The sequence below is a fragment of the Enterococcus sp. DIV1315a genome, assembly GCF_051712325.1.
In the GTDB taxonomy this organism is placed as follows: Bacteria; Bacillota; Bacilli; order Lactobacillales; family Enterococcaceae; genus Enterococcus; species Enterococcus faecalis.
The window spans coordinates 620,258-636,522 of the sequence record NZ_JBIOOS010000001.1 but is presented as its reverse complement, the minus strand read 5'-3'; the positions used below and the strand labels follow the sequence as shown (position 1 = coordinate 636,522).

The following is a 16,265-nucleotide window of genomic DNA, read 5'->3' as shown; positions in this document are numbered from 1 at the left end:
AGACCTCCTTTTTAATTTTCTGAGTCAGGAGAAGAAGATTTTGCTTTGTCGACAATGTCCTGTAACTCTTTCAAAAACACGCTCATATCTTTGAATTGTCGATAAACACTGGCAAAGCGGATGTAGGCAATTTCATCTAGATTGACTAAATCTTCCATCACATATTCACCGATAAGCGTTGTAGAGACTTCATTTTCCCCTAAACTACGCACTCGATTTTCAACATTATCGACAATTTGAACCATTTGTTCCATAGCAACGGGTCTTTTTTCCGCAGAGCGAATGAGCCCACGCAAAATTTTATCACGATTAAATTCTTCACGATCCCCATTTTTCTTGATTACAAGTAATGGCGCCGCTTCAATTCTTTCAAATGTAGTGAACCGATAACTGCAATTTTCACATTCACGACGACGGCGAATTGCACGTCCATCATCTGCTTGACGGCTATCAATAACACGGGAATTATTATGATGACATCTTGGACAACGCATAACGTTCACCTCTTCTATTCTGTATAATTTTTGTTGCCTATATTATAACATGAAATTGCGCTATTACTAGGTCTTTAGAACTGGTTCTTAGTTGAATCTTTGCCATTCTTTAATAAAAACAAAGACTTTCACTGTTTTTTTCTGAAATTTTCAAAACATTTTACGCCATTAAAAAAATATTCACTTCTTTCCAGTTTGTTCCTCTAGCCACTTCTTCACTTGTTGTTCCGTTTCTTCTCTAGTTCCTTGATTATCAAACACGATATCTGCTCGTTCTTTTTTCATTTCAATCGGCCATTGGCTAGCAATTCGTTGTTGCGCTTCTTCTTCTGTTAATTGGTTTCGGGCCATCAGACGCTCTTTTTGAATCTTTTCTGGTACATATACCACAGCAACTTGATCCATAATCGCCTCATAATGAGCTTCATAAAGCAGAGGAATATCAACAATAACCAGGGCGGCTTTCTTTTTAGCTTCTTCAATTTGACGTAAAATTTCTTTTCTTAAAAAAGGTTTCAGCGTTTCATTTAACAGCTCTCTTTTTTGAGGACTAGCGAAAATTAATTGTCCTAATTTTTTCCGATCCAATTCACCAGTTGTTAATACTATTTCTGGTCCGAAAGTTTCAACGATTGCGGCTAAGGCTGGTTGCCCTTTTGCAACAATTTCGCGGGCGATAATGTCGCCGTCAACAATTGGATAACCCGCTTTTTTAAAAAGAGCAACAACCGTACTTTTACCTGTCGCAATCCCTCCTGTAATGCCTAAAACTTTTGTCATTTCAATCGACGACCTTTCAATTGTTGGCATTGTGGACAATAATGCGTACCACGTTGTGCCACTTTTGTTTTAACAATTGGCGTACCACAACGATTGCAAGGTAAGCCTGTTTGCCCATAGACATTCAACGCTACTTGAAAAGTCCCTGCTTCTCCTAACGCGTTTAGATAGGTTCGGATGGTGGTTCCACCTGCTTCAACAGCGCGTGCCAAGACGTCAATGATTGCTTGATACAACGTAGCAACTTCCGCAGGTTTTAAGGAATCTGCTGGTTGTTCTGGATGGATTTGCGCTTGCCAAAGTGCTTCATCTACATAAATATTCCCCAAGCCCGTCACTAGCTTTTGATCTAACAGCAATGGCTTAATTGCCTTATGATGCTTTTTCAAGCCTTGTTGAAAAGTAGCTAATTGGAAAACGTCTGGTGTTGGCTCTGGGCCCAAAGCTAAAATCCCTTTATATTGATGACCTTGATTCTTAGGAACCAATGTCATACGGCCAAATTTCCGTACATCTAAATAACGTAATTGCGTGCCATCTGTAAAAGTAAACATTACATGGGTATGTTTGGCAATTTCATCATCAGCCTGATGAAACTCATATTTTCCTTCCATCCGTAAGTGAGAAATCATATCATTATCAGACAATTTAAAAATCAGAAATTTTCCTCTTCGCTCAATCCCTTCAATCGTTTGACCAGCTAATTGACCTTGAAATACATCAACTTCTGGTGATTCAATAATTCTTGGCCAAAAAACAATGACTTCTTGAATGGTTTTTCCTACAACAAGTTTTTCAAGTCCTTTTCGCACTGTTTCTACTTCTGGTAATTCTGGCATTATTTTTGCTCCTTTATATAAAGAGGTCTGAACGCTTAGATATCAACGTCCAGATCCTACTTATCCTTATTTTATTCATCGTTCTTAATGGGTAAGCTATTATTTTGCTTCATACCATGTTTTTCCCCAACTGCTATCGGTGATAAGTGGCACATGTAAGGAAACTGCGTGCTCCATCACTTCTTTGACGAGTTGATTTAATTGTTCTAATTCTGATTCTGGTACTTCAAAAACTAATTCATCGTGCACTTGTAATAACATTGTCGCTTGTAATTTTTCTTCTTTTAAACGACGCGCCATTTCAATCATCGCAATTTTTAAAATATCTGCGGCACTTCCCTGAATCGGTGTATTAATCGCTGTACGTTCAGCGAACGAACGTAGATTAAAGTTTCTTGAATTAATATCACTTAAATAACGACGGCGATGATACAATGTTTCCACATAGCCTTTGTCTTTGGCATCGCGGACAATCTCTTCCATGTACTGTTTCACGCCTGGATATTTTTCAAAATAGGTGTCAATATATTGTTGCGCTTGCTTTCTAGTAATGCCTAAGTTTTGGGACAAGCCATAATCACTGATACCATAGACAATTCCAAAATTCACCGCTTTAGCTTGACGACGCATGTTAGGTGTGACATCTTCTGCTTTTTCAACACCGAAAACTCGCATTGCAGTGCTGGCATGGATATCTTGTCCTTCCACAAACGCTTCTTTTAAATGCTCATCATTAGAAATATGTGCGAGCACACGTAACTCAATTTGAGAGTAATCAGAAGAGAAAATCAACCAATTATCCTCTCTTGGTACGAACGCTTCTCTAATTTTTCGGCCTTCTTCTAAACGGATAGGAATGTTTTGTAAATTGGGATCTACTGAGCTTAATCGTCCTGTTTGGGTCAGTGTTTGTACATACCGAGTATGAATTTTATTATCTGGCTGAATTACTTTTAAGAGTCCTTCAACATAGGTCGATTGAATTTTGGCAATTTGACGATAAGTTAAAATATCTGCCACAATTGGTGCTTGTTCTTTTAGTTGTTCTAAAACATCCACCGCTGTTGAATAACCAGTTTTCGTCTTTTTGATCACAGGTAAGCCCATTTTTTCAAATAAAATAACGCCTAATTGTTTAGGTGAGTTTAAATTAAATTCTTCGCCAGCTTCTGCATAGATTTTTTCTTCGATTTCTTTCAAGCGTTCTGAAAATTCTACTTGCATTTCTTTTAAGCGCGTGGCATCAACACGGATACCAGTTATTTCCATATCGCCTAAAATACGAGAAAGTGGTAATTCCATTTTATAGAATAAATCAGCTTGATTTTTTTCTGTTAATTCGCTATCTAATTTGCTTGTTAAAAATTGAATTGCTTTAATCTTACGTGCTAAATGACCAAAGAAAACTTCTTCGTCCTCTGGCAAGCCTTTTTTGGCCCCTTTTCCATAAATGGCTTCATCAGATTGAATCGCATCATATCCGTAATGTTGTGCTACACCTTCAATATCAGCGTTATTGTCATTGGTATCAAGTAAATAAGCAGCCAATAAAACATCAAAGGCAATCCCTGTCATTTTTCCTACATAGCGATTTAGTGCAACGTACGTCCGTTTTGCATCGTAGACATTTTTTTTACGTGTCTCATCCATCAACCAGTCAATAAATGGCTGACTTTCAAAAACAGCTAAATTATTCGTGGTATAAATCTTCTTGTCGTTGCCCCAAGCAAGGCCGACAATCGGTGACGTGTGATAGTTATCTTCCATCATCTCAACATAAAGAGCCATATCGTCTGTAAACATTTCATTGGTTAACTGATCTTCGACTACTTCAAATAAAATATCTTCCATTTCAACAGGTTCTTCTGTAATGTCCAACTTAGCTAAAAATTGTTTAAAGTCCATTTCTTTATAAAAAGGAACCAATTTTTCTAAGTTTTTTCCTTCATATGCCAAGTCTTCCACATTGACTTCGACTGGTGCATTGACTTCAATTGTCGCTAAACGTTTAGAAAGAAAGGCTTGCTCTTTATCATTAATCAAGTTTTCTTTCATTTTGCTTTTTTTCATTTCATCAATATTCTCATAAACCCCTTCAACTGAGCCATATTGTTTTAACAGCTTAATCGCGGTTTTCTCACCGATTTTCGTTACACCTGGAATATTATCCGACGTGTCGCCAGCCAACCCTTTCATATCAATAATTTGCTTAGGCGTTAACCCATCATATTTTTCAGCAATATGCTCAGGCGTATATGATTCAATATCGCTAACTCCTTTAACAGTGATATCTACTTTGACAGTGTCCGTCGCTAATTGTGTCAAATCTCGGTCCCCTGATAACACGACAACATCAAATTCATCTTTATCAACTTTGTTGGCTAATGTACCAATAATATCATCTGCTTCATAGTTAGGTAGTTCATAATATTTTACGCCTAAACCTTCTAAAAGTTCACGAATATACGGCATTTGTTCTTTAAATTCCCCAGGTGTTTTTGAACGTCCGGCTTTATATTCTGAATAAAATTCTGTTCTGAATGTGGTTTTCCCTGCATCAAAAGCGACTAAAACATGAGTAGGCATTTCTTTTTGCATTACATTTTCAAACATATTGTTAAATGCATAAATAGCATTTGTATGCAAGCCGTTCTTATTTTTGAATCGTTCTAATGAGTTATGTAGCGCAAAAAATGCACGAAAGGCTACACTGTTTCCATCAACGAGTAATAATTTTTTTTTGGTCATTTTTTTCCCCTCATCTTTAGCAAACTAGTTTCCTTTCTATTTTAACAAAAAACTACAGAATTTGCAGTAGACGGCGATTGCAGAATGAAAGAAAAAGGTATTTGACATAGTTCCTTAGTGACAACTATATCAAATACCAAAATCAATCAGCAATACACGCTGAATCTTCACAAGTATGAGAATCTTTTTACGGCAAAACATTTCCCGCTGCACGATAAATATCGTACCAATCTTCGCGACTAATCACAATGTCTGCTGCTTTAGCAATTTCTTCAATTCTACCAAGATTCATACTTCCTGCGATGACTTGCATATTAGCAGGGTGGCGCAGAATCCAGCTGCTGGCTAAGCCAGTTGGTGTTGTTTGATATTTTTCAGCCAATTCGCTTAATTTTTGATTTAACTCAGGGAATTTTTCATTTCCAATAAAGACACCTTCAAAATAACCATATTGGTACGGTGACCATGCTTGAATAGTCATTTGTTTCAACCGTGAATAATCTAAAATACCATGATCATAATCAATGCTTCCTGATATTTCCATATTTGTTTGTAAGCCTTGATCCACCATGCCAGTATGCTTGATGCCAAATTGTAATTGATTGGCTAATAACGGTTGTTTAACAGCTGTTTTTAAAAGTTCAATTTGTCCTGGCGTTTGGTTACTTACACCAAAATAGCGAACTTTCCCTTGTTTTTCTAATAAATGAAAAGCTTCAGCTACTTCTTCTGGTTCCACTAAAGTATCTGGACGATGCAACAATAATGCATCGACTGAATCTACACCTAAACGCTGTAAACTCCCTTCGACCGCTTCTAAAATATGTGCTTTTGAAAAGTCAAAAAAGCCTTGACGAATCCCACATTTTGTTTGTATAAAAATATCTTCACGACGAATGGTACTTTCTTTTAAGGCCTTACCAAAAATGGTTTCGCAGTCGCCGCCACCATAAATGTCGGCGTGATCAAAAAATGTAACGCCATGATCATAAGCAGTTTCAATTACCTGTTGAGGATTTTCAGCACCATTTAAGCGCATACATCCTAAGATAACCGAAGAAACTGTTTCGTCACTTGTACCAAATTGCAGTTGTTTCATTTTAACATCCTCCTCATCCATTCCTCTTACTTCTTCATTTTAACACTATTTAGACAAAATTGGACTTCTTACGATAGATTCGCTTCGACTTTTTCAAAAAAAGCAGGAGATAATTCCTCTGGCAAATAAACAACTGTCTCAGAAGAAAGCGCTACGTTCATCTGAAACAAATGATTGACAATTAAGAGGTGTGCTTGGTGAAGTTGATACGTTGGTTTTCCATGAATAATTGTAATATTCTTTTTTTCACTGAAATAGCTTTTTATAGATTGCCCCAACGCTTGTTCCTTTTCTGGAGGAAAGTCCGTCAACAGGCAAATAATATATTTTTTTTCATATAAAATCGGGTTAAATAAATCTAGGATGTGATAAAAATAGCAACTCGTCAATTCCCGTTCTTTTACTGAAGTAAAGACTGGATACAGGCGTTTTAAAAGCCTAATTAGTTTTTGTAATCTGTGCCAGGTTTGTTGATAACGAGCAGCGAGTGTTTGTTCCTGTTTATGAGCTAGCAACCATGCTTGTCCATCTAATAAACTATTCATATGCGTACTTAAAAATCGACATAAATGAATTTCTTGATAATTAAAATGATGTTGTGTAAAATTTCTCCTAATTTCTTTCATAATAAAAATAGCTGTTTTTAAGCATAAACTTTCTATTTTCATTTGCTCATGAATAAAATACTTTCGCGCTCTCTTGCCAAAACAACCACCAAAATGTGCTTCAAGAATCACAAATAACGCTTTTTGTTCTTTAAGAGACATAAAAGAAGTGCTCAACACTTCCACACGAAATAAATAAAAAAAAGCACTTGTTTGTTGAAATAAATTAGCATTTGGTACTGAAATTTCATGCCCGCCTCGGTATCGTCTCTCCCAAATATAAATTAGCCAACTAAGATGATTCTGTTGTGCTACATTTAAATCCAACTCAAAAAAGGTAATGATTTTCCGAGTCATTTCTCTGTTTTCTTCTAGACAGCTTTCTTGAAAAAACAAATAAAAACAAAGGATTAACTGTCGAATTTGCCATTCATTGCCAGTTAAATCGTAATGTTTTTGACGTACAATAATATCAAAATTAACTAGCCAACGTCGAATATTAGAAAGTTTCTTCCGAAGAGTTGATTCCTGTAATCCCAATACCTGGGTCAATTGTGCATAATTGATTCGCTCTTCAATTAGACAACGTAAAATATAAAATTCGGGAATAAAATAACAAAATTTTTGTCTAAATCGAGCCAAGCCACAAACGCATAATTCACGATATTTTACAATTCCTTTGGTCGTTGTATAAATCTTACAAAGCCCTTCAATCTTAAACGTTTCCTGCTTTTTTTCAAAACGTTGAATGTAACAATGGATGGTTTTGTCGCTCACCTTTAGTTTTTCTGCAGCCATCAAAACAGAAAATGTCTGCTCTTGTTGCAGTAAATCCAACAATTCCAACATATTTTTATGTTCAAAAGACAATAATTCCTTGAAATCCATATATCGTCCCCTTTCACTCCCTTGTTATAAGAATACGTCAAATAAGGCAAAAATTTTTTTAAGAAGAAAAAAATAGAGAACAAAAAGTATTGATTACTTTCCGCTCTCTACAATTATATCGAATTATTTTTTTGAAATATGCAGTGTCATAGCATTTGCTGCTACAATAATTGTACTTAATGACATCAAGACAGCACCTACAGCTGGATTTAAAACAATCCCAATTGGTGCAAGAACCCCAGCCGCTAAAGGAATGGCGACAATATTGTACCCAGCTCCCCACCAAAGATTTTGGATCATTTTACGTCGTGTTTGTTTGGCTAAATCTAAGAACCTTAAAATATCTTTAGGATCACTATCCGTCAGTACAACATCTGCCGAATCAATCGCTACATCTGTACCAGCGCCTATCGCAATGCCGATTGAAGCACGGGCTAAACTTGGTGCATCGTTAATACCGTCTCCTACCATCATGACCTGATGCCCCTCAGTAAGATACTGTTGCACAATTTTTTCTTTATCTTCTGGTAAGAGCTCTGCGTAGTATTCCTTCATTCCTAAATAATTAGCAACTGCACTGGCAGCTGTTTGATTATCCCCTGTTAACATGACTGGCGTAATTCCTTGCGCTTGTAACTCTGCAATAAATGTTTTAGCTTCTGGTTTGACTTTATCTCCTAAAGCAAGCAGTGCGACTAATTGACCAGCGATGATTAAATAACTCAAGGTATTTCCTTGCTCTTGATAGTTTGTTTTAATTGTTTCATCGAAGGTTAACTGTAACCGTGCAACTTCTTTTTCATTGACTATTTTGACTTCTTGGTTTTGAACAGTAGCAACCAGTCCTACGCCTGATAAAGCTTGCAGATTATGGGCTTCATAAGGGTGAACGGCTTGTTTATTTAAATAGTTCATGATCCCAATTGCCAACGGATGATTTGCATTTTTTTCCAATGCCCCAATATATTTAAGTGCTTCTTCTCTAGTAAACTGCTTACTCATTAATTCTAAGCCAGTAACTGTAAATTGTCCTTCTGTTAAAGTTCCAGTTTTATCCAGCATCACATATTCAACCTTATTGGCTTGTTCTAATGCATTCCGATTTTTTAAAAGTAAGCCATTTTTAGCAGCAATGGAGGTACTTCTAGCAATCACTAAAGGAATTGCTAAGCCTAACGCATGGGGACAGGCAATAATAAAAACTGTAACCATTCGTTCAAATGCTAGAGACAAATCTTTCGTTACGAGTAACCAACCGATAAATGCTAACACACCTACGAATAAGGCAATATAGAATAACCACTTGGCTACACGGTCTGAAATGGATTCTAGTTTTGATTTTTCCGATTGCGCTTGTTTAACCATCTCCATAACTTTTGACAGGTAACTATTTTCACCCGTGCCAGTTACCGAAATTTCAATCATTCCGTTGCCATTGACAGCTCCACCAATCACGGAGTCACCAATGTTTTTTTCTACTGTTTTTGATTCCCCTGTAACCATCGATTCGTCGACTGTTGTGCTTCCTTTCAAAATTTTACCATCTGTCGGAATTTTATCTCCCGAACGGACAATCAAGCGATCGCCTTCTTGGACATCTTGCAAAGGAATTTCTTCTTCCCCATGTTCAGTCATTCGTTTGACTGTGTCAGGTAACAGTTCAGCCATTTTTTTCAAGGCATCACCAGCATTAGAAATAGCATTCATTTCAATCCAATGGCCTAAAAGCATAATAACAATCAGAGTGGCTAATTCCCAGAAAAAGTCCATCACGTGGGCCTGATTCGTAAAATGATTCATGTAAAACGCATATAAGCTGTAAAAATATGATACCGAAATCCCCATCGCAATTAACGTCATCATTGCTGGACTCTTTTGCTGTAATTCCATTTTAGCGCCACTTAAAAATGGTTGTCCACCATAAAAAAATAGCACAGTTGCTAAAATTAAGACCAACCAATCAGAACCTGGAAAAGTAAATTGAAAAGGTAATTGAAAACCCATCATTGGTGAAAGAACAATAATCGGAATAGCTAAAATCAATGACAGCCAGAATTTTTGTTTAAAATTCCCCATGTGCATTGAATGGTCCATTCCCTTCATTCCTTCATGTTGGTGTGACATAGCCATTTGTTCATGCGCCATATCATGATTCATGTGATTCATTTTATCGTGGGACACTGTTGGCTGTTTTTCCTGGTGTTGTTCATGATTATGTTTTGCTGACATATGATCCCTTCTCTTCTTAAGTATTTTCATCTTAAGCATAGCACAAGATGAAAATTGTTAGAAATAATTACTTTTTTAGTTTAGAAAAAAAAAGAGCCGAATTTTGCGTATGTATATTTTAAGAACACCTTATCCTCATATTTATTACAAAAGGAGTGTTTCAATGAAAATTACTACAAAGCAAGTCGGGGCGCGCATGCGTGAAGCTCGAAAAAAGAAGAAGTACACTTTACGTTATTTAGCCAATAAAATTGGTTTATCTAGTGGAAGTACAATTAGTAACTGGGAATTAGGTTTGAATTTACCCAATAAACGATACTTAAAAAAAATCGCTAAAGCCTGCGATACAACAGTAGATTGGCTACTTTATGGTGATTTTGATCGATTTGTGCGCCAGCTATTAAAAGAAAATTTTCAAAATAAACAACTGCTAAAACCACCTTTTTTTACTCAGTTGATGGTACGTTTATCTGAAGAACAGCTATCCTATCACGATTCCTTAAAAATTATGATTCAAGCGCAAAAGTTACAGCAGTCCTTTTATGCTTTTCCTTTAACAGTAGAAGCCCCCTCTCATTCCCAAGAGAGTATTTCTATTTATGAACCAACAACTGCAGAAGAACAGTCTGACCAATCTTATTATCATCCGTTTATTTTGTCAGAACTCCATGAATTATTTACACATTCTCAAAATCCAGAATTGGATTATTCTCTGATTATCGCTTTTCTTCCTTTGTTAAAAGTAGATCAATTAACTGAACCTCAAAAAGAAGTCTTACTGGCCATCTTTAAGCGGATGAATTCCTTTAAAGACCAAACGCTTTTAAATGAATTCTTTGTGGAATTACAGTATTTACTCTGATTCTACAAAAAAGATTGAGCCATGTATCTCAAGGACTTAGGCTCAATCTTTTAGTTAAATTTCTTCTATTTATGAACGATTCTTTCGTTCGACTAAGTGCGTTTTCCGTTGTGGGCCAATGATTAAAGGAACGGATTCATATTTGACTTCACTGTATTCCAAGCCAAACCAACTTTCAGGAGAGGTAGTTAAGTTTTTGATAGCTAATTTTGCCTGCATAATTTGTCGATCCCATTTTTTCAGTTCAGAAACGTTAGATAATTCTTCTTGAATTAATACAAATTGGAAATCGCCAACTTCTCTTCCTGGCGTTAATGAATAACGTTGTGGCTGTTTTGGCAAGCGGCCTGTTTTCATCAAGTCATGAACAATTTGTCTTAAATATACATTCACTTCTTGAGAAATATGGAAGCCTAAATATAGCTGAACTTGCACAATAAAATCAGTCCCTAACATATCAACAGAATATTCTTGAGTAAAGGGTTCATCTGTTACCTGAACATTAACAAACCAATAAACATTCGCTCGTTTTGGTTGTTTGTCCAAAATCGAATAAATAATATTACGATTAATTTCGCCATCCACTCGATCGGAGGTTAAAAAGACCACGTTGGTTTGATACATAGGTACAGATGTATCTTCTTTCAAAGCTTTAAGTTGTGGTACATATTTTTTCAACGACACTTGTTCCGCCGTCGCTTCCTTAATCTCGTTGCCGCGTTCCCAAATAATCATGATGCATAACAAGAAGACTGCCATTCCCACAGCAACATATCCACCATGGAAAAACTTCGCAGCACTTGAAAAGAAAAAGACAACTTCAATGGCAGCAAAGAACAAGGAAATTAGATACGCAGACCAAGCTGGAATTTTATCCAAAAGATAAAACAACAATAAAATGGTTGTCATTAACATCGTAATCGTAATCGATAGACCATACGCAGCTTCCATGTGTGTCGATGTTCTAAAAGCCAGCACGATTGCTGAACAAGCTAGCCACAAAATTAAATTTACCGCCGGAATATACATTTGACCGATATTGCTCCCAGGATAAATAATTTTAAGTCTTGGTAATAACTTCAATTTAATCGCTTCAGAAACTAAAGTATACGAACCTGATATTAACGCTTGCGAAGCAATCACTGCGGCGATTGTTGCAAAAACAACGCCAAATACGAGAATACCTCGTGGAATCATTTGGAAAAATGGGTTAATTTCAGCTAATGCCTGCATTTCAGGGTTTTCTTTGACCGTTAACAACCACGCAGCTTGCCCTAAATAATTAAGAATCAAACAAATCTTAATATACGGCCAGCTAATGCGGATATTCATTTTTCCTACATGCCCTAAATCAGAATATAAAGCTTCAGCACCAGTTGTAGCCAAGAAAATATTCCCTAAAATAAATAGACCTAATTTATTTTCTGGACTGACTAGTAATTGCAAAGCATAATATGGATTTAATGCACGAATAACCGTCCAATCTTGGCTAAAATTCATTAAACCAATGATGCCTAAAAAAGTAAACCACAAGAACATAATCGGCCCAAAAGCTTTCCCGACCAATTCTGTTCCAAATCGTTGAACAGAAAAAAGAATTAAAATAATCGTCAACGTAATAACCACTATAATCGTTTGGTCATTGCCAAAACGTTCAAAAAATGCCGGAATCCCCCGTAAGCCTTCAATCGCTGTCGTCACTGTCACAGCTGGGGTCAAAACGCCATCAGCCAGTAAAGCGGCGCCGCCAATCATTGCGGGAATAATCAAATACTTACTTTTTTTACGAACCAATGTATAAAGAGAGAAAATCCCACCTTCTCCATGGTTATCAGCATTTAAAGCAATAACAACATATTTAATCGTGGTTAAGATAGTCAATGTCCAAAAAATTAATGAGACCGAACCTAAAATAAACGATTCAGAAACCCGTGCCAAGCCACCATTATCTCCTACAATGGCTTTCATTACATATAAAGGGCTCGTTCCAATATCTCCATAGACAACGCCCATGGCAACTAAGATCCCTGCCATCGTAAATTTCCGACGATCAAACCCCTCTGCTTTGTGTAACACAATACTTTCCTCCTACAAAAGAAATGACTTCGTTTAGTTTAACCAACAGCTCCATAAAAACTTTTAAAACTCTTTATTATATAACGTTTTATATATCTTTTTCATTAGTCAAAAAGCGCTTTTTGACTAACGATGCTACTCACTATAATACGTTTTAAATCGTTTAGCAAGTCTTTTTATTAGAGAATATCCATCTTAGATAAGAAACCCACCTATTTTGAAAAAAGGAAAATCAAAAATAAGTGGGGCAGCAGTCGAAACGACTGCTGCCCCACTTGCTAACTATTAAGATAATTTTCTGAACAAAAGTAGCTTCTTTTATTCCTGTTAAATTTAAATCACTTCTTCTTCCTCTTCAACTTCAGAGAAATGGAACTTAATCATTTCATTGACGAAAATTGGCACAAAGGATAGGAAAATTGCTAACATCCAATGATTTAAACTAATATGCACTAATCCAAATAGTTCTTGTGTGAATGGTAATAAAGCAATGGTTGTGGTAATTAGTAATGCTAAAACGACCATTTCAAAGAGCGACTTGTTGCTTGATAATTTTACACGGAAAACAGAGTTCGCACTACGAACATTAAAGACATGTAAGATAGAGGAATAAGCTAAGATTAAAAATGCCACTGTTTGTCCAACTTCATAGCTGTTTGAAACATAGGCTGAAACACCTGGTACAAAGGCACCTAGGTAAAAACCAAACAAAGTAATGACTGTGAACACTGCTGCATTAATCCCAATCTTTTGCCATAAGCCTCGTGCAAAAATCCCTTCGTTTTTAGGGATTGGTGCCTCATCCATAATTCCTTTTTCCGCTGGTTCTTTTCCTAATGCAAAACCAGGTAACCCATCTGCGACCACGTTAACAAACAACAGTTGAACTGCAGTAAATGGCGCACCCCAACCAAGTAACATGGCAATTAAAACAATAAAAATCTCAGAAATATTACAGCTTAATAAGAAGTTAATGGCTTTACGAATATTTCGGTACACGGCACGTCCTTGCGCCACTGCATCAACAATAGTTGCAAAGTTATCGTCCGTCAAAATCATATCTGAAGCGCCTTGGGCCACATCTGTTCCAGTAATCCCCATTGCGCAACCGACATCACTAGCTTTCAAGGCTGGCGCATCATTCACGCCATCTCCGGTCATTGCTACAACAGCGCCAGAACGTTGCCATGATTGAACAATTCGAATTTTATCTTCAGGGGTTACACGTGCATAGACGGATAAATCTTTAACCCGTTTATCTAATTCTTCATCACTCATTTTTTTCAGTTCTGAACCAGATAAGGCTTCACTTTTATCTTTTAAAATTCCTAATTCTTTAGCAATTGCACTGGCTGTTACCACGTGATCACCAGTAATCATCACTGTTTTAATTCCAGCTTTTTTCGCACGAGCAATGGCGCCCTTACTTTCTGGACGTGGTGGATCAATCATGCCAATTAAGCCTAACAAGCGAAGATTTTTTTCTAAAGCCGCTGATGTAATTTCCTTGGGTGGTTCATCATATACGGCATAACCGACAGCAATAACTCGTAACGCTCGTTTTCCGAAACGATCATTAACAATAGCCGCTTGATCGACATCTCCGAAACCAAAACGTGGTAGTAACACATCAAAGGCTCCTTTAGTAATTGAGATGTACTTTTTCCCCCATTGATGGACCGTAGTCATCATTTTTCGTTCTGAATCAAAGGGAATTTCACCAATACGAGGATATTTTTCTTCAAGTTCTTCTTTAGTATGATAATTTTCTTCGACAGCACGAACAATTGCCGCTTCTGTCGGATTCCCTGTAACAGTTAGTTCATCGCCTTCTTTTTCCACAATGACATCTGTACATAAAGCAGCCATTTTCAATACTTCCATGGCTTCATCGGTCATGGCATCTTCCGTATCCGTTACTTCATCACCACGATGCCATACTCGGCGGACACGCATTTTATTTTGTGTCAGTGTTCCTGTCTTATCAGAACAGATAACATTCGCAGTTCCTAGCGTTTCTACTGCTGGCAATCGACGAATAATCGCATGTTTCTTAGCCATTTTTTGAACACCATATGCTAAGGTTAACGTTACAATCACGGTTAGTGTTTCTGGTACAGCTGCCACCGCTAAGGAAACGGCTGTCATAAACATTTCAAGAAGCGGTTCTCCTTGCAGTTCACCAATAATGAAAACAATTGCCGCAGCCCCTAAGGCTAACAAACTAATACGTTTGCCTAATTGATTCAAGCGTTTTTGTAATGGTGTTTTTTGCTGATCGCTGTTATTCAGTAACCCAGCAATTTTACCCATTTCCGTATTCATTCCTGTTGCAGTTACTACTGCTCGTCCGCGGCCATTCACAACGGTACAGCCTTTGAAAATCATATTTATTTGATCTCCTAAACCATCATCGTCATGCCCCACGTATGTAGGATCTTTTTCAACAGGTTCACTTTCACCTGTTAGTGCTGACTCTTCTACGCGCATTTGAGAAGCTTGAATAAGTCGTGCATCGGCTGTAATCATTGAACCAGCTTCAAGAACTAGAACATCTCCTACTACTAGTTCTTCAGCATCGACTTCGATTACCTTGCCATCTCGTAAGACTGCACTACTTTGCTTGTTCATGTCTTGTAAAGCCGCCAGAGATTTTTCAGCATTTCCTTCTTGAACAATGGCTAAAACAGCATTGATAATCACAATTGCAATAATTAAGATTCCTTCAAAATATTCGCCATGTTCTGTTACGATTGCTGTATAAAACGAAATTGCCGCAGCAACTAATAAAATAATCGTTGTAAAATCAGATAAACTGTGAATAAATTTCTTTAACACAGAATCCTTCTTAGCCTCTTCAAATTGATTGCGGCCATTTTCTTTCAGCCGTTGTTGGGCCTCTTGTTGTGTTAAACCAGTTTCAGTATTGACTGAAACTTCTTTTGTGACAGTATCGACAGATTGCTTGTAAGCTTCCATCCTATTCCCCCTCTAATTTTTTCTTCCTATATAATAGTGTCTCTATTAAATATAACATGATTTTTTTTGAACACGCAACTTTTTTCATCTTTGGCTTAGCGTTCTCTCATATGTCCAGAAAAAACTGGTATTTTCGTTGTTGCTACAGCAATGTTTCTATTTAATTATGGGAATTTTATGAAAAAGGAAACGAATTCAGCCAAAAAGCAATGGACATTTTTTTCATTTTGTCTGATAAAAAAATAGTTTATTTCTATATATTCAAAACAAAACAACAAAAAAATACAATGTTATTTGGTTCGCACGATTATTTATTTTACATGTTATAAAATAACCAGAAAAATATTATATTTAATCTTATTAATAAGTGCTATAACTTGCAAACGCTTCCAAAAGGTGCTATTCTTTAAGTGTAAGGAGGACATGCAAATCAATTGGTTGAAGATTTTCTCAGTAGATAAAAATCGGTAAACTCAAAGTTGTTAGAATTGCAAGATTCACCTGTAAACAATACGTGTAGAGTAATTGTTAGTGATAACTCGTATCGGAAAATAGGGAAAGGTTATAGAAGGATGGAGTTTCTATAAAGCATTTACCCTATCTGTTATCACCTAACGCAAGTTATCCACCATCCAAGCGTCGAAACTGTATGAAAACAAGGTTTTA

The 16,265-nt window shown here is 36.7% G+C and carries 10 protein-coding genes; 1 reads left to right on the top strand and 9 read right to left on the bottom strand.

Features of this window, described 5'->3' with window-relative positions; all coding sequences use genetic code 11:
- Nucleotides 1–11: 11 nt before the first annotated feature.
- The 7 genes from nrdR to IGJ03_RS03025 form a co-directional block, all read right to left on the bottom strand.
- Nucleotides 12–494: a transcriptional regulator NrdR gene (gene nrdR / locus IGJ03_RS03055; protein ID WP_002381296.1), complete on the bottom strand. Its 483-nt coding sequence runs from the start codon at nucleotides 492–494 to the stop codon at nucleotides 12–14.
- 180 nt (nucleotides 495–674) lie between these two features.
- Nucleotides 675–1,274 (bottom strand): dephospho-CoA kinase, encoded by a 600-nt coding sequence (gene coaE, locus IGJ03_RS03050; protein WP_002385031.1) that lies wholly within the window; start codon nucleotides 1,272–1,274, stop codon nucleotides 675–677.
- A complete protein-coding gene (gene mutM / locus IGJ03_RS03045) occupies nucleotides 1,271–2,113 on the bottom strand; it encodes a DNA-formamidopyrimidine glycosylase (protein WP_002355756.1) in 843 nt (280 codons plus the stop codon). Before mutM ends, coaE begins: the two co-directional genes overlap by 4 nt.
- Before the next feature lie 99 nt (nucleotides 2,114–2,212).
- The gene (gene polA, locus IGJ03_RS03040; RefSeq protein WP_002361339.1) at nucleotides 2,213–4,861 is read right to left on the bottom strand and encodes a DNA polymerase I; all 2,649 of its coding nucleotides are present in this window, start codon (nucleotides 4,859–4,861) and stop codon (nucleotides 2,213–2,215) included.
- A gap of 187 nt (nucleotides 4,862–5,048) precedes the next feature.
- Entirely contained in the window at nucleotides 5,049–5,960 is a 912-nt protein-coding gene (locus IGJ03_RS03035) for an aldo/keto reductase (RefSeq protein ID WP_375804801.1), read from the bottom strand.
- Nucleotides 5,961–6,028: 68 nt separating this feature from the next.
- Entirely contained in the window at nucleotides 6,029–7,453 is a 1,425-nt protein-coding gene (locus tag IGJ03_RS03030; RefSeq protein ID WP_333718387.1) for a helix-turn-helix domain-containing protein, read from the bottom strand.
- A 123-nt stretch (nucleotides 7,454–7,576) separates the two neighbouring features.
- Nucleotides 7,577–9,721 (bottom strand): heavy metal translocating P-type ATPase, encoded by a 2,145-nt coding sequence (locus IGJ03_RS03025; RefSeq protein WP_025190342.1) that lies wholly within the window; start codon nucleotides 9,719–9,721, stop codon nucleotides 7,577–7,579.
- A gap of 124 nt (nucleotides 9,722–9,845) precedes the next feature.
- On the opposite strand from IGJ03_RS03025, the gene IGJ03_RS03020 reads away from it, so the two are divergent.
- Nucleotides 9,846–10,544, top strand: coding sequence for a helix-turn-helix domain-containing protein (locus IGJ03_RS03020; RefSeq protein ID WP_002396538.1), 699 nt, complete (start codon nucleotides 9,846–9,848; stop codon nucleotides 10,542–10,544).
- A 69-nt stretch (nucleotides 10,545–10,613) separates the two neighbouring features.
- Here IGJ03_RS03020 and IGJ03_RS03015 read toward each other — a convergent pair whose 3' ends face one another.
- Nucleotides 10,614–12,620 carry a KUP/HAK/KT family potassium transporter gene (locus tag IGJ03_RS03015; protein ID WP_002387003.1) on the bottom strand — a complete coding sequence of 669 codons (2,007 nt, stop codon included), beginning with the start codon at nucleotides 12,618–12,620 and terminating at the stop codon, nucleotides 10,614–10,616.
- Between the two features lie 333 nt (nucleotides 12,621–12,953).
- Nucleotides 12,954–15,599 (bottom strand): calcium-translocating P-type ATPase, PMCA-type, encoded by a 2,646-nt coding sequence (locus tag IGJ03_RS03010; protein ID WP_375804800.1) that lies wholly within the window; start codon nucleotides 15,597–15,599, stop codon nucleotides 12,954–12,956.
- Between the last annotated feature and the right edge of the window lie 666 nt (nucleotides 15,600–16,265).